The sequence below is a fragment of the Corynebacterium marambiense genome (assembly GCF_016342275.1).
Lineage (GTDB): Bacteria > Actinomycetota > Actinomycetes > Mycobacteriales > Mycobacteriaceae > Corynebacterium > Corynebacterium marambiense.
In genome coordinates, this window is the sequence record NZ_JAEIOT010000015.1 from 65,394 (window position 1) to 84,526 (window position 19,133).

General features: G+C 58.4%; 13 protein-coding genes, 2 tRNA genes and 1 CRISPR repeat array (1 of these 16 only partly in view). Of the genes, 8 read left to right on the top strand and 7 right to left on the bottom strand.

The window, feature by feature from the left end; translation table 11 throughout:
• A CRISPR array of direct repeats spans positions 1-4,647; the repeat unit is 36 nt; unit sequence GAAGTATATCAGGGGTAATGAGAAATGAACCCCAGC (it extends 254 nt beyond the left edge of the window).
• Between the two features lie 2,834 nt (positions 4,648-7,481).
• Together JDV76_RS10660 and bcp are read right to left on the bottom strand one after the other, a co-directional pair.
• Positions 7,482-8,147 (bottom strand): TetR/AcrR family transcriptional regulator, encoded by a 666-nt coding sequence (locus JDV76_RS10660; protein ID WP_198736880.1) that lies wholly within the window; start codon positions 8,145-8,147, stop codon positions 7,482-7,484.
• A gap of 13 nt (positions 8,148-8,160) precedes the next feature.
• Positions 8,161-8,610, bottom strand: coding sequence for a thioredoxin-dependent thiol peroxidase (gene bcp / locus JDV76_RS10665; protein WP_232959340.1), 450 nt, complete (start codon positions 8,608-8,610; stop codon positions 8,161-8,163).
• On the opposite strand from bcp, the gene JDV76_RS12695 reads away from it, so the two are divergent.
• Positions 8,543-8,722 carry a hypothetical protein gene (locus JDV76_RS12695; RefSeq protein WP_232959386.1) on the top strand — a complete coding sequence of 60 codons (180 nt, stop codon included), beginning with the start codon at positions 8,543-8,545 and terminating at the stop codon, positions 8,720-8,722. The two genes, bcp and JDV76_RS12695, sit on opposite strands and share 68 nt — an antisense overlap.
• A 110-nt stretch (positions 8,723-8,832) precedes the next feature.
• Positions 8,833-9,114, top strand: a complete 282-nt coding sequence (locus tag JDV76_RS10670; RefSeq protein WP_198736882.1) for a DUF3618 domain-containing protein — start codon at positions 8,833-8,835, stop codon at positions 9,112-9,114.
• Positions 9,115-9,192: 78 nt separating this feature from the next.
• Here the strand turns inward: JDV76_RS10670 and JDV76_RS10675 are convergent, their stop codons facing one another.
• Positions 9,193-10,404, bottom strand: a complete 1,212-nt coding sequence (locus JDV76_RS10675; protein ID WP_198736883.1) for a L,D-transpeptidase — start codon at positions 10,402-10,404, stop codon at positions 9,193-9,195.
• Positions 10,405-10,754: 350 nt separating this feature from the next.
• Between JDV76_RS10675 and JDV76_RS10680 the strand changes: the two genes are divergently transcribed.
• From JDV76_RS10680 to JDV76_RS10705, 6 genes are all read left to right on the top strand, one after another.
• Positions 10,755-10,830: transfer RNA gene (locus tag JDV76_RS10680), tRNA-Lys, on the top strand.
• Between the two features lie 171 nt (positions 10,831-11,001).
• Positions 11,002-12,054, top strand: a complete 1,053-nt coding sequence (ribD, locus tag JDV76_RS10685; protein ID WP_198736884.1) for a bifunctional diaminohydroxyphosphoribosylaminopyrimidine deaminase/5-amino-6-(5-phosphoribosylamino)uracil reductase RibD — start codon at positions 11,002-11,004, stop codon at positions 12,052-12,054.
• Between the two features lie 30 nt (positions 12,055-12,084).
• The gene (locus JDV76_RS10690; protein WP_198736885.1) at positions 12,085-12,687 is read left to right on the top strand and encodes a riboflavin synthase; all 603 of its coding nucleotides are present in this window, start codon (positions 12,085-12,087) and stop codon (positions 12,685-12,687) included.
• Positions 12,684-13,946 (top strand): bifunctional 3,4-dihydroxy-2-butanone-4-phosphate synthase/GTP cyclohydrolase II, encoded by a 1,263-nt coding sequence (locus tag JDV76_RS10695; RefSeq protein WP_198736886.1) that lies wholly within the window; start codon positions 12,684-12,686, stop codon positions 13,944-13,946. Before JDV76_RS10690 ends, JDV76_RS10695 begins: the two co-directional genes overlap by 4 nt.
• On the top strand, positions 13,943-14,407 hold the full coding sequence (ribH, locus tag JDV76_RS10700) for a 6,7-dimethyl-8-ribityllumazine synthase (RefSeq protein ID WP_198736887.1): 465 nt from the start codon (positions 13,943-13,945) through the stop codon (positions 14,405-14,407). The genes JDV76_RS10695 and ribH overlap by 4 nt, the downstream gene beginning before the upstream one ends.
• Positions 14,408-14,546: 139 nt before the next feature.
• Positions 14,547-15,107, top strand: coding sequence for a nicotinamidase (locus tag JDV76_RS10705; protein ID WP_198736888.1), 561 nt, complete (start codon positions 14,547-14,549; stop codon positions 15,105-15,107).
• A gap of 781 nt (positions 15,108-15,888) precedes the next feature.
• Here JDV76_RS10705 and JDV76_RS10710 read toward each other — a convergent pair.
• From JDV76_RS10710 to cmrA, 4 genes are all read right to left on the bottom strand, one after another.
• Positions 15,889-17,067, bottom strand: a complete 1,179-nt coding sequence (locus JDV76_RS10710) for an FAD-dependent monooxygenase (RefSeq protein ID WP_198736889.1) — start codon at positions 17,065-17,067, stop codon at positions 15,889-15,891.
• Between the two features lie 141 nt (positions 17,068-17,208).
• Positions 17,209-17,281, bottom strand: a tRNA-His gene (locus JDV76_RS10715).
• 70 nt (positions 17,282-17,351) lie between these two features.
• Positions 17,352-18,008, bottom strand: a complete 657-nt coding sequence (gene orn, locus JDV76_RS10720) for an oligoribonuclease (RefSeq protein ID WP_336244259.1) — start codon at positions 18,006-18,008, stop codon at positions 17,352-17,354.
• Positions 18,009-18,011: 3 nt separating this feature from the next.
• Positions 18,012-18,812, bottom strand: coding sequence for a mycolate reductase (cmrA, locus tag JDV76_RS10725; protein WP_198736890.1), 801 nt, complete (start codon positions 18,810-18,812; stop codon positions 18,012-18,014).
• Between the last annotated feature and the right edge of the window lie 321 nt (positions 18,813-19,133).

The window sequence follows — 19,133 nt, forward strand, 5'->3', positions numbered from 1 at the left end:
GGCGAAGTATATCAGGGGTAATGAGAAATGAACCCCAGCCCCGCGCCTCATCAGCGTAAAAGGTCGTGAAGTATATCAGGGGTAATGAGAAATGAACCCCAGCAACCCCCGCTGCACGAGTTGGGTCAGAAGAAGTATATCAGGGGTAATGAGAAATGAACCCCAGCCTGCCATTCATGTGTGCAACAACTTCATGAAGTATATCAGGGGTAATGAGAAATGAACCCCAGCAATGCTTGACTCGATTACCCTGGAAGGGGAAGTATATCAGGGGTAATGAGAAATGAACCCCAGCGCCGCGCCGCGGTGTCGCGATAGTCCTGGAAGTATATCAGGGGTAATGAGAAATGAACCCCAGCGATGCTGCAGGCGGCCCGTCTGCCTTCCGAAGTATATCAGGGGTAATGAGAAATGAACCCCAGCTGTCGGAGACGGTGTCGTCATCTTCGCTGAAGTATATCAGGGGTAATGAGAAATGAACCCCAGCTGCGTCTTAAGCCCTTGCGCGGCGCGGCGAAGTATATCAGGGGTAATGAGAAATGAACCCCAGCCCGGACCGGCAACATCGGCACCGCGTGGGAAGTATATCAGGGGTAATGAGAAATGAACCCCAGCCCGTATTGCACGGTATACATGCGGTTTCGAAGTATATCAGGGGTAATGAGAAATGAACCCCAGCCTGCTGGTGAGGATGGTGTCTACTACCGGAAGTATATCAGGGGTAATGAGAAATGAACCCCAGCATCTCAATACGTGCAGTTGAGTTTGCCGGAAGTATATCAGGGGTAATGAGAAATGAACCCCAGCCTCCAATGTAAGCGGTGGACGTGGGTAGGAAGTATATCAGGGGTAATGAGAAATGAACCCCAGCTCGGGGGTGACTAGTCCGTTTCGTTCGAGAAGTATATCAGGGGTAATGAGAAATGAACCCCAGCTCCGCGTTTCACCGGATCGACCGTGACTGAAGTATATCAGGGGTAATGAGAAATGAACCCCAGCCACGCCGGGTGGGGTACCAGCGGCCGATGAAGTATATCAGGGGTAATGAGAAATGAACCCCAGCCGGGTCACCGGGCCACGGCAGCGTCATCGAAGTATATCAGGGGTAATGAGAAATGAACCCCAGCTCCCAAAGCGATCATTGTTGATCAGGACGAAGTATATCAGGGGTAATGAGAAATGAACCCCAGCCCGTCGTCGCTGAAGGCCACAGGGGTGGGAAGTATATCAGGGGTAATGAGAAATGAACCCCAGCGCTGCGAGCTTCGGGTGGAGCATCCCCTGAAGTATATCAGGGGTAATGAGAAATGAACCCCAGCCTTCCATCGCTCACGGTGATACGCCAGTGAAGTATATCAGGGGTAATGAGAAATGAACCCCAGCGCTACAGGCCAGACCAGTTCAGCGGCGAGAAGTATATCAGGGGTAATGAGAAATGAACCCCAGCCCATGTGATCCGCCTCCACAGGCGGGTCGAAGTATATCAGGGGTAATGAGAAATGAACCCCAGCCGCGCGGTGGTCGCGCGCTCACGCGCCAGAAGTATATCAGGGGTAATGAGAAATGAACCCCAGCATGATTCGGCCACCGTTGTAGGTGTCGAGAAGTATATCAGGGGTAATGAGAAATGAACCCCAGCTGACTAGCGCATTTTTCGCCCCGGGGATGAAGTATATCAGGGGTAATGAGAAATGAACCCCAGCGTCGCGCACGAACTCCGCGCATGCTTCAGAAGTATATCAGGGGTAATGAGAAATGAACCCCAGCTGTGATAACGACGACGCTGGGGGGTGCGGAAGTATATCAGGGGTAATGAGAAATGAACCCCAGCCCAAGCACGCGCGCGAACTCTCCTAGCTGAAGTATATCAGGGGTAATGAGAAATGAACCCCAGCATCTCCACGGTGATTTCCGCCGTGATGTGAAGTATATCAGGGGTAATGAGAAATGAACCCCAGCATGGCGGCTGCGCCTTGTTGTGGGCAGAGAAGTATATCAGGGGTAATGAGAAATGAACCCCAGCGTACCACTAGCGGGACTGTATGTACCATGAAGTATATCAGGGGTAATGAGAAATGAACCCCAGCATGGCAAACGGCAAAGGATGCGTTTGGGGAAGTATATCAGGGGTAATGAGAAATGAACCCCAGCGCGGTCGGTTAAGTAGCTGTTTCCACTGGAAGTATATCAGGGGTAATGAGAAATGAACCCCAGCTAGTTCGGGACGCCGGGCCAGTGCCGGGGAAGTATATCAGGGGTAATGAGAAATGAACCCCAGCTAGTGCGCGGGGTGACGAGGGCCCGCGCGAAGTATATCAGGGGTAATGAGAAATGAACCCCAGCCGTACGTGTCAGTTGATGAGCACGATTAGAAGTATATCAGGGGTAATGAGAAATGAACCCCAGCCGACGCCGCCGAGCGTGCACATCCGCGAGAAGTATATCAGGGGTAATGAGAAATGAACCCCAGCCCGAGGGCTTCGCCTTCTTCTCCGTTTAGAAGTATATCAGGGGTAATGAGAAATGAACCCCAGCGCAGAGATTCGCCGTCCAGCATGGCTTTGAAGTATATCAGGGGTAATGAGAAATGAACCCCAGCCGGTTAGCCATGCGCTGTCCTGTTTGACGAAGTATATCAGGGGTAATGAGAAATGAACCCCAGCGTGGTTGTAGGTGAACACCCCCATCTGGGAAGTATATCAGGGGTAATGAGAAATGAACCCCAGCCACCGGCCTCCGGCCTGACGAACGTCGAGAAGTATATCAGGGGTAATGAGAAATGAACCCCAGCGGAGCAGTGCATAATCAATGAGCTGGCGGAAGTATATCAGGGGTAATGAGAAATGAACCCCAGCATACCAGCGTGACCTGCGAATCGTCGTGGAAGTATATCAGGGGTAATGAGAAATGAACCCCAGCCTAACGGTGAGCGTGCGGCGATGTGCGCGAAGTATATCAGGGGTAATGAGAAATGAACCCCAGCCACCCTCAGTCTGTGTGTCATGTGTTTTGAAGTATATCAGGGGTAATGAGAAATGAACCCCAGCCTAAAGCCAGTCACGGACTGATTGAGGGGAAGTATATCAGGGGTAATGAGAAATGAACCCCAGCCTACGTGCACGAACATGACGAGCACGGAGAAGTATATCAGGGGTAATGAGAAATGAACCCCAGCAACCTACCCCGGTTTCAAGGTGGTGCGTGAAGTATATCAGGGGTAATGAGAAATGAACCCCAGCCCAAGCACGCGCGCGAACTCTCCTAGCTGAAGTATATCAGGGGTAATGAGAAATGAACCCCAGCATCCACGTCAGTCAGTTGCCCATTCTCCGAAGTATATCAGGGGTAATGAGAAATGAACCCCAGCTCATCTTGGGTTCCTTTCCGCCGTCCTGGAAGTATATCAGGGGTAATGAGAAATGAACCCCAGCGGATGGCAGGCGGTCGGATACCTGACCGGAAGTATATCAGGGGTAATGAGAAATGAACCCCAGCTGGACGAAGGGCTCACACTCCCGACCGGGAAGTATATCAGGGGTAATGAGAAATGAACCCCAGCTCCCTCTCAGCCTGACCGCGATAGCGGTGAAGTATATCAGGGGTAATGAGAAATGAACCCCAGCCACATGATTTCACACCACATGTTCGCCGGAAGTATATCAGGGGTAATGAGAAATGAACCCCAGCGATTCCGATGCGATTACATCCTGATTCGGAAGTATATCAGGGGTAATGAGAAATGAACCCCAGCACGTCGTGACACGAAGCACTTCTCGATCGAAGTATATCAGGGGTAATGAGAAATGAACCCCAGCGCTCTACGCAGACTTGGCGACGGCACCGGAAGTATATCAGGGGTAATGAGAAATGAACCCCAGCCGGGATGGGGACGATCACGAGCTGGCATGAAGTATATCAGGGGTAATGAGAAATGAACCCCAGCAGCGTCACGTTAGATACATAGGTGGCGAGAAGTATATCAGGGGTAATGAGAAATGAACCCCAGCCTTCCATCGCTCACGGTGATACGCCAGTGAAGTATATCAGGGGTAATGAGAAATGAACCCCAGCGGGTGTAGTCCTCGGTGTCCTCGTCGTAGAAGTATATCAGGGGTAATGAGAAATGAACCCCAGCAAATCCACGGTGATTTCCGCCGTGACGTGAAGTATATCAGGGGTAATGAGAAATGAACCCCAGCTGCTCGTGCCTTCCTCCATCACACCGGTGAAGTATATCAGGGGTAATGAGAAATGAACCCCAGCCGTGAGCAGCAGAAGCGCCGCGAGTCGGGAAGTATATCAGGGGTAATGAGAAATGAACCCCAGCGAGGATCGTCAGCATCCGTGCCCTGTTGGAAGTATATCAGGGGTAATGAGAAATGAACCCCAGCCGGTAGAATCGCACCGTTCCGCCTGGGTGAAGTATATCAGGGGTAATGAGAAATGAACCCCAGCTGTTCGCCGCAAACCCCACATCCCCATAGGAAGTATATCAGGGGTAATGAGAAATGAACCCCAGCACTACGACATCACCGCAGACTACGGCGTGAAGTATATCAGGGGTAATGAGAAATGAACCCCGGAGGCATAGGTCTCGGGGGTTCATTTCGTGAAGCGCATCAGGGTTAGCGAGAAATGAACCCCAGCTACAAGGCTTTACGCTTCGTTTACCATTATAAAGAACGTTTGAAATTGGGTCAACTTTTGGTCCGTGGTGTCCTAAATGGGCGTAATTATAGTTTTCGATTGGTTGTTCCTATTGCTTTATCTAGTGGGAAATTATCCCTTTAATGGTTGTAATTCATGTTAAATCGTTAAGGGGGTTGTGTCATTATTATGTGCTTTTTCAAGGGTCTGTCTTCTGTGTAAGGATAATAGGGATTAACTGCATAAGTTAAGCATGGGCGGTTGTCTGGGGTGGTGAAAGTTGTGACATTGGTTAGTTGAAGTGTATGTAGCCGGATAGTCCGCCGGAGGGCTTTACTTGATTCACGTGATGGTCGCGGCTGCAGTTACTGGAAGAACCATGGATGTATTCGGTGAAGGTTATGATTTTGGAGTCGGCAAGCGCCTAACGTCTGCGTGTGCCATGCTTCACGTCACCGTGTCATCGCGTCATACCTGAAACTCGTGGGTTTTCAATCGGTTCCCCCTATTTGTAAGATCCCTGATCCATTATCTGCTCGTATGGTGTGTCCGCGGTCTTGTGGTAGTGGGGCGCTGTGTTCACTGGTCCGATGTGTGGCGGTCTGGGTTAGGTATGGACTAGTGGTGAGTGTTTGTTTCGTTAAAATTCATCGAACATCAGTCTCTCTGGGGTCTGACGGTTTGTCGCGTGTGAAGTTTTAATGCTGTCAGCTAATTGCTTCAGAATCGCTGACGGAGGGGGTATTGTCTTTGCGTTGGTATCGCCTTGGATGGAAAAGGGGTTTGATACGAACTTGGGGGTGCTCCAAAAGCGCCCGAAGAGGGTGCCTATGTGGTATCTCTGTACTCGTTCAGATGATATGACCTGATGAATTAACTACTGAAGGGGCGCGGCATGCTGCCCGGTAAAGGGCTGCTGGGTGGCTATTGGTGGTAATCTCGCTCTTGGCGAGCTTCTTTACGGGTGGGATTAAGAAGCGTGGCGGCAGGTCTGTTTTTCAGTGGAAGGTCGTTGCGTTAGACCTCGTTTCCTTGCTTTGGCGAGCTGGTTCCTATTGTAACGTGTGTGGGGGAGCAGCTTGCTTGACTTATCTAAGATCCAATCGGGGTCGGTTGAAGTCTTTGATGTCAACGTGGTGGATCGACTTGTGCAGCATGGTCCGGGGAGAAGGCTTGTGTGATCGGTGCACCACTGCCGTGGAGACGTGTTAAAGCTCATCGGTGGGCAGTACATTCATGGGGTTGGCTGTTCATGGTGCTAGTTGGGACTGCTGTAGGGGTAGGTGGCATCTGGTCTGGCCTGCTCGTGGGGGTGGGGCCGGGAGGATGTTGCTGTGTCTAAGCCTGGCTCGAGTGAGTTTCTGTGACGATGTTTTGTGCGTGGCGAGGAACCACGAGCTCGGAGTGATGATCGGGTAAAACACTAGAGACTTCGGTGTTTACCCGAGGACACTGCAGAAGTGGATGTGTCGTATCGGTATCGGCGAGCGCACCAATCCCTGACAGGCTCGGACCGACACGGCCGAGCTGCGTGAAGCCTGGCCGCGTATCCTGTTGCTCGAGCAGGACAACTAGGTTTAACGTCGGGCGGTGGGATGTCTGTCACAGGCGAACCCGCCGGGAATAGATTCCCGGCTCGTGAGTGGGCTCGCCACTGCAGGGATCCCTGCGACGGCGGAGGTCTCGGGTGCTCAAACTCCCCGGCTAGCCCTGCTACCGGTGGCTGGCCAAGCTCCATTACCCCTGAGCGAAGTGGTGGGGGCGTAGTGCACGAATGTGTTGTTCGATGCCCACCGGGACGACCTCTGGGTTCGGGCGCCGGCTCCTTGCCTGCCGACGGGGCCTGTGACAACGGTGAGGCGATGTCGGACCGAATCGCGTGGCCGGATTGTGTCGAGCAGTGGTTGGTTCAGCGTGTCTGGGTAGCCTAGACGGAGTACAAGGCTTGCAGGTCTGGCCCCGCCAGTGCACAGATGCTCTCTGTGTTGTAGGTGGTGAGTATGGTCCGGCCCCGGGCGTGTGTTCGCTGTGGGTACAGCTGATCGAGCTGTGGTTGACCGACATCACCAGGTGCATGACCGTCGAGGGCAAGTTCTGTCTCTGTGTGATCAAGGGATGTTCATTCGTGGCGGATCGTGGGGTACTCAATCGACCCGAGGATGAAGTCGCAGCTGGCCGTCCAGATGCTCGACAACGCCGTCGTGATCTGTGGCGACGTTGTTTACAGTGTAGAGGTATCAATTTTCTTCAGCCGGGAGTTTCTGGCGTGTTCTCACCTGTTATCGCGTGGTTCGGGGGGATGGGTCGGGTCGAGTGGGCCTATCACCTCCGATGCCACCAGGCCTGTCTGGGCTGTTTGTCGCCTATCGAGTCCGAAATGGTCATGAACAGGGCCGTCGTAGTGGCGGCGGGACTGCTACCCGCATAGCAGTCCGGTTCTTTGCCGGTGTCTGTAACGGCAGTTGATGTTTCCCATGCCTTTCTGTCGGGTAACCTTCCAGCTATGGTGGATCTCCGCATCTGCCCGAGAGATCCGAATAAATGGCGTTACAAGGGTTAATTTTATAAGCTCGCTTCTGGGTGCGATCGGGTAGTTCGTGCCCAAACCTAAAGACAGGAGCGTGAGCGTGGTATGAAACGGTCTCTACTGAGGATTGGAGAAGTCCTGGTGTCGATCGTAGAGATGGTTGCCGCAGGTTTGATTCTTGCCGCGCTTCTTTAAGGATCACGTTTCATCCGGGTTTCGCCCAATGTAAGCGGATAAGCCAGCTCCTGTTGGGCAGCGGTGAGCTCGCCCTCCCGAAAGTCGTCGGTTTGTGGGTCTGTGCTTAGTGTTAACCCTGCGCCACCGAGAACAGGTACGCCACCAGCATCCGCTTGATTTCTCGTACGGTGTAGTCGAAGCGACTGTCTTCGATACCGGGGTCGCGGACGGCGAAGTTCAGTAGTGAGCTGGCTGTGTGGACGAGGATCGCGGCGAGTTCGCGGCGCTGTTCATCACTTGCATGGCTCGCCAATGGGCGCATGGCTTCGGCGATGATGTCGAGGACCTCGGACTCAGTGGCCGCTGCAGTGGCGCGGGTCGCTGGTGTTGACTGGATGGCGTGCCACACCGCCCTGCGGGAGGGGTCATCGTGCCAGAGTTTCGACACATGCTCGATGAACTCATCAAGGAACTCGGGCCACTGGAGCGCGGGAACCTGATGCGCGAAGGTGTCCAACTCGGCGACGACTCCGGCAGTGTCCTGGCGGTCTAGTTCGCAGATGAGGACATACTTGTTGGCGAAGAATTGGTAGAGCGTACCGATGGGCACCTCGGCGCGGCGCGCAACCTCATCGAAGGTAAAGGACTCGAACCCGACATCCACGAGAACGCTCCGCGCCGCAGTGAGGATGCGATCGAACCTGTCGCGTGAACGCTGCTGTGCGGGGCGTCGACGAGGAACGAGTATCTCCGTGGAGTTCTGGTCGTTCGGCGGAGTGGAGGCACGAGGTGTCATCGGGATAGTCCGATCACAGATCCCGGAGGACTCGGGCGACGTGGCCGGTGGCGCGAACGTTGTATTGCGCGGATTCTACCGTGCCGTCAGTGTCAATGATGATCGTGGAGCGGATGACCCCCTGCACGATACGACCGTAGTTCTTCTTTTCTCCCCACGCGCCCCACTCCGCCATCGTCTCCTTCGACTCGTCGGAGAGGAGAGTGAACGTCAGGCCCTCATCCTCCCGGAACGCGGCGAGACTGTCGGGGGAGTCGGGGGAGACGCCAAGAACGGTGATCCCGGCGTGGGAGAAATCGGACAGATTATCCCGGAAATCACACGCCTCCTTCGTACACCCCGGGGTTCCCGCCTTCGGGTAGAAATAGACGAGTACTCGTTGCCCGAGGAAATCCTTGAGTGAGACCATCGTCCCGCTGTGGTCCGGAAGCGTGAGCGCCGGTGCCGGATCACCGGGTTTCAACCGTCGGGGAGTGGATGACGTACGTGCGGGGGATGATGAGGGCACAGGCATGAATCTCACCTTACCCGGCGCTGATGAGGGCGTTGAGACGGGATTCGTCCTTGTGCACTGACACAGTCAGTTGGCGATTCCTGGTGGCCCAGGTGCGCTTCACCCCTCCCATGAACTACCGTTGGAGGCATCGTAAGTCTGACCACCACAATTTAAACCGGGAGTTCATCCGTGGCACGTGACATCGAAGACATCCAGCGCGAGCTGGACCGCACCCGTCGGCAGTTCGCATCCACTCTGGACCAGCTCGCCGAGCGCAGCCGTCCGGAGAACATCGTGGGTGACGCTAAGCGTTCCGCGACCGACAAGCTGAATGATCCGAAGGTTCAGAAGATCCTCGCCGGCGTCGCCGGTGCCGTTGTCCTCGCTGTGGCTTTCGGGGTCTACCGCTCCCGGAAGCGGAGCAGCGACCTCAAGGAGCTTCAGCGCATGCTCTCCGAGCGTCTCTCCTAGAATCTCGCCTGGATATGTGAATAAGGTGGGGCCACCCCGGTTCTCGGGGTGGCCCCACCTTATTCAACGGTGGAGTGCCTACTGATTCTCGTCGGTGTTTCCGGCTTTCCAGGTTTCCCAGGGGATGTTCCAGTCGCCAAGACCGTCCCAGCCGGACAGGGGAGCGCCCTGCGTGTTGCTGACGATCACGACATCGCCACGCTTGACGGTGTTCTGGAACCACTGTGCATTGTCCGTCGACACGTTCAAGCACCCATGGGACACGTTCTGGCTCCCCTGGGCCCATACGGACCAGGGGGCGGCGTGAACATAGATGCCGGAGTAGCTCATCTGCGTCGCGTACTTCACGTTCGTGCGATAGCCGTCGGGATGATCCACCGGCGTGCCGTATGTGGAGGAATCCATCACGAGGTCGGGGAACTGATCGCCGATGATGTAGGTGCCGTTCGGGGTGGGGAAACGGGGTGATCCCATGGAGATCGGAATGGATCTGAGGACCTCACCGTTCTTGGTCACCTTCAGTTGTTTCGTGTTGTCGTCGGCGTACGCGATAACCGAATCACCGATCGTGAAATTCGTGGCATTGTCCGAGTCTCCCCAGATTCCGCCGCCGAGGTCTTTGCCGTAGATGTCGGCCTTGACTGTGACCTCTGTACCTGGGCCCCAGAATTCCTCCGGCCGCCACCGCACCTCATGGTTATTCAGCCAGTAGAAGGCGCCCTCCACCGGGGGATTGGTCGTGATCTCGATGGCGTCTTCGGCGGCCTGTCTGTCCGGGACGTTCATGCCGAAGCGGAACGCGATGGTCTGCCCGATTCCGACCGTGGATCCCTCAAGCGGTGCCAGAGCCACCGACGCGGTCTGCGCAGGTTGTGGGGTGCTGAACGTGGTCGTGCGCTCCGTCCCGTTGGATCCGGTGGCGGTGATCGTGTACGTGCGGTAGTAGCCCAGAACCTCGGAGGTCTCCCAGGTTGTGCCGTCATCGGAGAGTATCGCCTCGACCTCGTAGCCATCCTGGTTGGTCATCACGACCTTCTCCAGGGTTCCCTCGAGCGCTTTGACGGTGACCGGTTCCCTCGGATTGACGTCTGTGGAACCGTCGGGGATGCTCACTGCGGGTTTCAGGGGTTCTGCAGGTGTGGTTGTCGCATCCGTTGGACTACTGGATTTGTTCCCGGTGGTGTTGTTTCCACTGTCAATCGTGCAACCGGCGAGAAGTCCGGCGACGGCGACGGCAGTTAGAAAGCTGGGAAGTATCCCGGCCCGTGGCGCGTGCTGTCCGAAGGTCATTGTTCTCCATATTAGTTTACGTCTCTGCGTGGCATATCGGTCGGGTCAAAGCGAGTGTGCGCATCGTTCGACCTGTGGTGATGTCCGCAGGGTTATCGTGCTTCCAGTTTACGTTCGGGCGGGGTAATGAGTGGGGACTTCCGCGCCGACTGTTTCCAAGTCTTGACCTCGCAGACTATCCCCATTTGTGGTCGGAGGGGGCATGGTCATTTCCCTGGGGGATCAGCGACAGCAGGAACCGGGCCCGATATGTAGAAGTGGTTCCTGAACAGGCGATTTTACAATCATACCGACCACTTGTAATATTCCTTTCGTTGCCGAGGGGGTCTTACTCCCTCGAGGAACGGCAAGCGCCATTAGCTCAATTGGCAGAGCAGCTGACTCTTAATCAGCGGGTTCGGGGTTCGAGTCCCTGATGGCGCACCATTTAAGCAGGCTGGAGAATAAAACCTCCGGCCTGCTTTCTTTTTACCCCTGACCGTGGTCACCCGAACGGGTCGTCGATGGGTGCCTGGCAGTGTCCCCAGGGACGCAGGCGTCGCATTCACTGACACGGCACTGTGCGGTGAGAAATCACCGCAGGAAGGCAGTCTCATCATGCCACTCTTCACCGACCTGCTGCCAGACCACCCCATCTCTGTGGAGCACGCGATGCGCATCGCGGGCGACGCGGCCGAGCGGGCTCGTGGTACCACCCGGCCCAACCCGCCCGTGGGCTGCGTGATCCTCGACACCGCGGGGGTACCCCGTGCGGTTGCAGCCACCGAGCCCGCTGGCGGCCCCCATGCGGAGGCGCAGGCGCTCGCCGCCGCCGGCGACTGGGCCAGCGGTGGGCACGCCGTGGTCACCCTCGAACCGTGCCACCATCAGGGACGGACACCGCCGTGTACCGGCGCCCTCGTCCAGGCCGGTGTCACAGCGCTGACCTTCGCGGTCGCCGACCCGAACCCCATCGCTGCGGGCGGTGCGGACTGGCTAGCGTCGCGGGGTCTGGACGTCACCCGTGGACTTCTCGCCGAAGCTACGGCGAACGCGGCGCTCCGGCCCTGGCTGCATGTACAGGCCACGGGGCGCCCCCACATCACGCTGAAGACGGCGGCGACCGTCGACGGCCGCGCGGCCGCCACCGACGGTACCTCGCAGTGGATTACCGGCCCAGCGGCCCGGCGGCGGGTGCACGTTGATCGCTCGCGGCGCGACGCGATCATCGTCGGCACCGGCACCGTCCACACCGATGATCCCCGCCTGACCGCTCGCGGCGCCGACGGCACACCGCTCGGAAACCAGCCGCTCCGCGTCGTCGTCGGGCGCAGTGACGTACCGCAGGACGCCGCGATCCGCGCAGGTGGAAAACGTTTTCTTCACCTGCCGACCAGAGACCTCACGGAGGTTGTCGCCGCTCTCACGGAACGCGGAATCATGGACGTGCTCATCGAGGGCGGGCCGCGACTCGCCGGTGCATTCCTCCGTGCGGACCTGGTTGACGCCATCGAGTCCTACATCGCACCAGCCGTGCTCGGGGCGGGAACCACGACCGTTGACACCGGCGTGGAGAACACCATCGCGGAGATCACCCGCTTCCGGACCATCCGGGTAGACCGTCTGGGCGATGACGTGCTGATCCGGGCCGTACGAGGGGCAGACGACTGATCCAAGCGCGGCGGGGTTACGCTGGTGACCATGTTTACAGGGATCATCGAGGAGCTCGGCCACATCGCGGGAATTACGCCCGACGGCGATGTCATCCGGCTCTCAGTCAGATGCACGGACGTTGTCAACGATGCTGCTGAAGGCGACTCCATCGCCGTCAACGGAGTGTGCCTGACCGTCGCACAACTCAACGGCAACGGATTCAGCGCCGACGTCATGCCGGAAACTCTCCGCCGTTCCTCACTCGGATCCCTCGAACCCGGCGATACCGTCAATCTCGAACGCGCGCTCGCCGTCACCGGCCGCCTCGGCGGGCACATCGTCCAGGGACACGTCGACGCCACCGGCGAACTCCTCAGCCGCACACCCGGCGAACGCTGGGAGGTTGTCCGCATCTCCCTGCCTGCACAGATCGCTCGCTACGTGGTGGAGAAAGGCTCCATCGCCGTCGACGGCACCTCCCTCACCGTCTCCGCCGTCGGCGAAGACTATTTCGAGGTCAGCCTCATCCCCACCACCCTGGACGGCACCATCCTCGGCAGGCTCACCCCCGGTGCCATCGTCAACCTGGAGGTCGACGTGCTGGCCAAATACGTCGAGAAGCTGATCCGCTGTGAGGAACCGAAACAATGACCGGATTCGACACCGTTGAACGCGCTATCTCGGATATTCGCGCGGGTAAAGCAGTCGTCGTTGTGGACGATGAAGACCGGGAGAACGAAGGCGACATCATCTTCGCCGCCGACCGCGCAACCCCGGAACTACTGGCCTTCATGGTCCGCTACTCCTCCGGCTACGTCTGCGCCGCACTCACCGGACCCGACTGTGACCGCCTCGGACTACCACCCATGGTCGCCCGAAACGAAGACGCCCGCGGCACCGCCTACACCGTCACCGTGGACGCCGCGACCGGAACCACCGGGATCTCCGCCACCGACCGCGCACGCACCATCCGTCGATTAGCGGACCCCGACACCACCAGAGCAGACTTCACCCGACCCGGCCACGTCGTCCCCCTCCGCGCACGCGATGGGGGAGTACTCACCCGCGCCGGACACACCGAAGCCGCAGTGGACCTCGCCCGACTCGCCGGGCTACACCCCGCCGGTGTGCTCTGCGAAGTCGTATCCGAAAAAGACCCGACCGGCATGGCACGGACCCCCGAACTACGGGAATTCTGCGACAACCACGACCTCGCACTGATCTCCATCGAGCAGTTGATCGAATACCGGCGCCGCAACGAAATCCTCGTCGAGAAAGTCGCCGTCACCCGGATGCCCACCGAATTCGGCGAATTCACGGCCCACGGATACCGCAGCCTCATCGACGGAATCGAACACGTCGCCCTGGTCACCGGGAACATCGACGACAACGGGGGAGAAGACGTCCTCATCCGCGTCCACTCCGAATGCCTCACCGGAGACGTCTTCGGCTCCCGGCGCTGCGACTGCGGACAACAACTCCACACCTCCATGCGGATGATCCAGGAAGCCGGCCGCGGCATCCTGCTCTACATGCGGGGACACGAAGGACGCGGCATCGGACTGCTGCACAAACTCGAGGCCTACCAACTCCAGGACTCCGGAGCCGACACCGTCGACGCCAACCTCGCCCTCGGCCTCCCCACCGACGCCCGCGACTACGGCACCGGCGCCCAGATCCTGCGGGACCTCGGCGTCCGCTCGATGGCCCTGCTGACCAACAACCCCACCAAACGCAGCGGACTCGGCGGCTACGGACTCCGACTCGCCCGCCGAATCCCCGTACCCGTCGACGTCACCGACGACAACGCGAAATACCTGCAGACCAAACGCGACCGCATGGGCCACGAACTGCCCTGGCTCGACACCTACATCAACCGCACAGCCCAACCCGACAAGGAGAAACAATGAGTGGAGCAGGACTACCCGAAATCGGCGTCCCGGACGGGACAGGACTCACCGTAGCCATCGTCACCTCCCGCTGGAACGAAGACATCACGGGCAAACTCCAGGAAGAAGCACTGGCAGCCGCCGCTGAAACCGGGGCGACCGCCCGCGCATACGTCGTCGTCGGCGCCCTGGAAATACCCGTGGTCGCCCAGTCCCTCGCCACCAAAGTGGACGCCGTCGTCGCCCTCGGATGCGTCATCCGCGGCGGGACACCCCACTTCGACTACGTCTGCGACGCCGTCACCGCAGGCCTCACCCGCATCACCCTCGACACCGGCACACCCATCGGCAACGGCGTCCTCACCTGCGACACCCACGCACAAGCGATCGCCCGCTCAGGCGTGGAAGGCGCAACCGAAAACAAAGGCCGCGACGCAATGATCGCCGCGATCCACACCGCCGACCTCCTACGAAAAATCTGACGACACCCCAAAATGTCAGTTACACAAGCATAGGGACACGCCGCCGCCCACCCGCGGGAACGGCACCATGCATGCCGACGCAACCGACCTACACTGGGAATCACAGGCAACCAGGCCCACCCGAAAGCGAGACAACAGCATGCGCGCACTCGTCATCGTCGACGTCCAAAACGACTTCTGCCCCGGAGGGGCCCTGGGAACAGAGCGCGGAAACATCGTCGCCGAACAGATCGCCCGCCTCCAACGGGACCCCGACAACGGATACGACGCGATCGTCGCAACGCAGGACTGGCACATCGACCCCGGAACACACTTCTCCGACAACCCCGACTACATCGACTCCTGGCCCGTGCACTGCGTCGTCGGAACCGGAGGAGCCGACTTCCACCCCGCCATCGACGAAGAAACCCTGCACCAGATCTTCCGGAAAGGCGAATACACCGCCGCGTACTCCGGCTTCGAAGGACACGCCGCCACCGACGACATCACCACCATGGCCGAGTGGCTCCGCGACAAAGGAATCACAGACCTCGACATCACCGGTATAGCCACCGACTACTGCGTCAAAGCCACCGTCCTCGACGCCCTCAAAGAGGGCTTTACCGTGCGGGTACTCACCGACCTCTGCTCACCCGTACACCCCGACACCGAAGCGCAAGCACTCACCGACATGAAAAACGCCGGAGCCGAGATCGTGTAGTGCCGCACCACCTGAGACGGGACGACACCGGACCCGTATCAGTGGGGAACCCGAGAAACCGGGACGACCACGGCACACGCGCATTCTTGCGGCCTGGAACATGGTGCTGAGGAACTGGCCGGTCTGGAACATGATGTCCTCGAACCAGAGCCTGCGCCGAGCCTTCATCTCTCCAGGGCGATTACATGCGCCGATGTCAACGAGACACCCACAATCAGGGTGGCGGAGAAACCGGATGCGGGGAACGAGAAAACCCAAGTGAAGGTAAACTGGCACCCGGACCACTGTTTCCGCTGGTAAAAAAGCGTTGTCCCCGCCTGCGCGGGGATGGTCCTCGCCTTCGATACTGTCGCCAAGTTACACAATGGTTGTCCCCGCCTGCGCGGGGATGGTCCCGAAGGTTGATCTCGGCTGACGATGATCAAGCTGTTGTCCCCGCCTGCGCGGGGATGTTCTTTTCAAACTATCAGGGGTAATGAGAAACAACGGCAGGCCAGAGAATCACCACAAACCCCATCACACCCCATTACGCCGGCGGAAAACCCCGACGAGTCCTCAACACCGACTGGAATCTGCATCTGCCCGCAGCATGGTGTCTGGATCGTGAGGGCTAATCCCACGAGCTATTGGTTTTCCGCGTTGCCTGGCTGTGTGGTTCCCTATTGTGGCATTCGCCAGTTGCCTCGGGGCTACTTCCGTAGGGCATCTAAGACAACGCCGAGTAATTCCCCTGAGACCTGTCCTCGGAAGTGATGTGGATAACCGTCCGAGAGTCGGGAGCCTACCTACCGGAGGGCTTGCGTCCGTTCCTGGCCAGCGACTCCGTAGCCGGTAACTCCCATCGAGTAAGACCGTTGATCGTTTTCTGGACGACTTTTGAAGGCGCTACGGCGTAGGCGGCGTTGCGGAGGCGGGCGGTCACCGGGTTGGCACTCTGGTTTATGAATCCTGTTCTCCGCGATTGTTTCCATATGTGACGTACCCGGGGCCTTCTGCACTCGCTGTAATGTCGGAGGGCCTGATCTAGGGCTGCGGGGAAAAGCGGGTCCGTGGGATCCGGGAGTCGGTGAAGGAGAGCCGTGAGAGTGGCAGCATCTTCAATGGCTTGTCCAGCGCCCTGCCCGATGTCGGGTGTCATGGCGTGCGCCGCATCGCCCAGGAGAACACCCCGTCCACGCATGAATGTCCGGGGGAGTGCGGTCAGATCGTGAATCTCATGGTGTAGCACCGTTTCAGGGTCGGTGTTCGAGAGGATGGCGGGAATGGGATCGTGCCAGTTCCTGAACTGGTCGAGAAAGCCATCGTGACCGGCGGTGATACCCGTTGAGACCGTGGCGTACCAGTAGACCCGGTCACCAGTGAGCGGTATGATGCCGAACCGGGCGCCACGGCCCAGGGTTTCACTGAGATGGTCTACGGCGGAACGTTTAAGGTGTGTCACAGCACGCAGTGCACTGTACCCGGCGTGGCGTAACCCGTGGTCCAGCTGCCACCGGCACCTGGCGTTGCTGTGGATACCGTCTGCGGCGATGACGAGATCGAAGGTCTCCTGGTCGGAATCTACGGTGAGTGTCGGACGACCTTCGGTATCGACCTCCGCGGTCACTCCGTGCCGTATGGTTCCGGGGAGAAGCGCCTGAGCAAGCAGTTGGTGGAGGTCGGCGCGGTGAAGCGCTGCAAGTCGAGGAGTTGTAGCTGTGTTCATTGAGACGAGATAGCGCCCATCCGGTATCCGGATGCTCGATGTTTTAGGCCGACTGGCGGTACTGATCGCCCGGACCTGTTCACCGATTCCGAGTGAGTCTAGGGCAGTCAATGAGTTGGTGAATAGGGTTAGGCCAGTCCCACTGGAAGCGGAGGTGAGTCGCCGTTCACAGACCGTGACCGCATGGCCGCTGGCCTGGAGCCCCACCGCAGCGCACAATCCCCCGATACCGGCACCGACGATCCCAATTCTCACTACCGCTCCATTCCTGGGGGCTTGACCAACCATCCGTGACTGACGGGTCCATTGTGTGGACGTTCCGAAGTGTACAGATTTTTAGCAGTGCTACAACACGGAAGAGGCCCCCGGCTAAGCCGGGGGCCTCTTCTACTTGGGGGTGGCTGACGGGACTCGAACCCGCGACACCCAGGATCACAACCTGGTGCTCTACCAGCTGAACTACAGCCACCATTGCTGAACGCACTGTCGGTTTCCCTAACCGTGAGCAGCGAGGGATATCTTAACCCAGGGTCGGCGTTTTACAAAAATGGGGCGAAGGCGCGGATGGATGCGTCGGCAGCGGCGTGGGTATCGTCCGTGTCCGGGCCTGGTTGCGCTACGAAGATAGCTCGCCGATAGTAGTCGAGCTCGCGGATTGACTCGGTGATGTCCGCGAGGGCACGGTGGGACATCCCCTTTTCTGGCTGTCGGTAGTAGACCCGTGGGTACCAGCGGCGGGCTAGTTCCTTGATTGATGAGACATCGACCATGCGGTAGTGCAGTGCGGCGTCGAGAAGCGGCATGTGTGCCCTGATGAAAGCGCGGTCGGTGGCGATGGAATTACCGGCCAGGGGCGCGGGGTGTTCGGGATCGCAGTGGGTTGCGATCAGTTCGAGTACTGCATTTTCGGATTCCTTGAGGCTGACTGTCGACGCCCGAATCTCGTCGGTGAGGCCCGACGCCCGGTGCATTTCGGACACGTAGCCGTCCATTTGTGACAGTTCCTCTTCCGTGGCGTGAACCACGAGGTCGATTCCTTCGCCGATGATGTTGAGGTTCGCATCGGTGACGACCGCAGCGACCTCAACAATCACGTGCTTTTCCGGATCCAGACCGGTCATCTCAAGGTCGATCCAGACGAGGCGATCGTTCTTCGCCGGGACGGTGCCCAGATCTGTGTTGCCGCTGTTGTTCACTGTTTAACCCATCTTCTTGTAGAACGACCCCATGATAGGGGCGCTGATGGCCGTCGGCATGACGGCGCTGATGCGGTCCATGGCCTTCCCCAAGGGGCCCGGGACAACCCGCCGCCTATTGCCGGACATCGCCCGGAGGGTTTCCCGAGAGCATGACTCGTAGGTGGTCCAGAGGAAATCGGGGACGACCTTGTCGACGATGGACTTGTCGGCTTCGTCGATCACCGCATCCCGGACCGGGCCGGGGGCGAGGAGGGTGCAGGTGACTCCGGTGCCCCGCAGCTCGTAGTGGAGTGCCTCGGTGAAAGCGTTGACGCCGGCCTTGGTGAACACATAGGTTGCGTTGTTTGGGATTGGCATGTTGCCGGCGGCTGAGCCGACGTTGCAGATGGCGCCGCTCTTGCGCTCGAGCATGCCCGGTAGAACAGCCCGGGTCAGCTCAAAGACCGCTGCCGCATTCAACTGGAACTGGGTGGTTTCGTACGTCCAGTCCTGATCCATGAACGCGCCGAAACTGGCGATGCCTGCTGAGTTGATGATGATGTCGATCTCGAGATCCGTGATTTCGTCGATTAAGGTCTTGCGGGCTTCGGGGTCTGCGAGATCGCAGGGGCGGACATCGACGGTGACCCGATGGGTGGTTTCGAGTTCGTCGGCGAATGTACGAAGCACGTCCTCCCGTCTGGCGACGAGAATGAGGTTGTGCCCGAGTCTCGCCAGGTCTCGTGCCATCGCCATTCCGATACCCTGACTCGCCCCGGTGACGAGGGCTCGGGCGTCTTTTCGGGGGGAGGGTAAAGCCATGGGGGCTCCTTCGGGGGAGGACTGCGCGAAACGAAAACGGGTTGACTCGGTTTATCGTACCTACAGACCACAGTGGTGGTGATCCCGCGGAAGGTCAGGGGCAAACCTGCAGCCGTCGGCCAGGCTGGGGTAAAACCTGCATTTGTGTGCGATAAGAAAGAAATGACTGAAACACTGGCGGAGCACCCGTGGAGCTGTATAGGAGGTCTGTTGTTCGTCGATTTGGCCACGTTGTTGCTGAAACGCGATCAAGTCGGAGGGGAACAGCTAGGGGTTTCTTCCATGAGTGTCTGAAATAGGTTCCTTGTTCTCGTCGCCGCC

What these genes read in the sequence shown, in the direction of transcription:
- JDV76_RS10660 (WP_198736880.1), bottom strand. Translation starts at nt 8,147, where the DNA reads ATGACACCTCGTGCCTCCACTCCGCCGAACGACCAGAACTCCACGGAG.
- JDV76_RS10675 (WP_198736883.1), bottom strand. Translation starts at nt 10,404, where the DNA reads ATGACCTTCGGACAGCACGCGCCACGGGCCGGGATACTTCCCAGCTTT.
- ribD (WP_198736884.1), top strand. Translation starts at nt 11,002, where the DNA reads ATGCCACTCTTCACCGACCTGCTGCCAGACCACCCCATCTCTGTGGAG.
- JDV76_RS10690 (WP_198736885.1), top strand. Translation starts at nt 12,085, where the DNA reads ATGTTTACAGGGATCATCGAGGAGCTCGGCCACATCGCGGGAATTACG.
- JDV76_RS10695 (WP_198736886.1), top strand. Translation starts at nt 12,684, where the DNA reads ATGACCGGATTCGACACCGTTGAACGCGCTATCTCGGATATTCGCGCG.
- ribH (WP_198736887.1), top strand. Translation starts at nt 13,943, where the DNA reads ATGAGTGGAGCAGGACTACCCGAAATCGGCGTCCCGGACGGGACAGGA.
- JDV76_RS10705 (WP_198736888.1), top strand. Translation starts at nt 14,547, where the DNA reads ATGCGCGCACTCGTCATCGTCGACGTCCAAAACGACTTCTGCCCCGGA.
- cmrA (WP_198736890.1), bottom strand. Translation starts at nt 18,812, where the DNA reads ATGGCTTTACCCTCCCCCCGAAAAGACGCCCGAGCCCTCGTCACCGGG.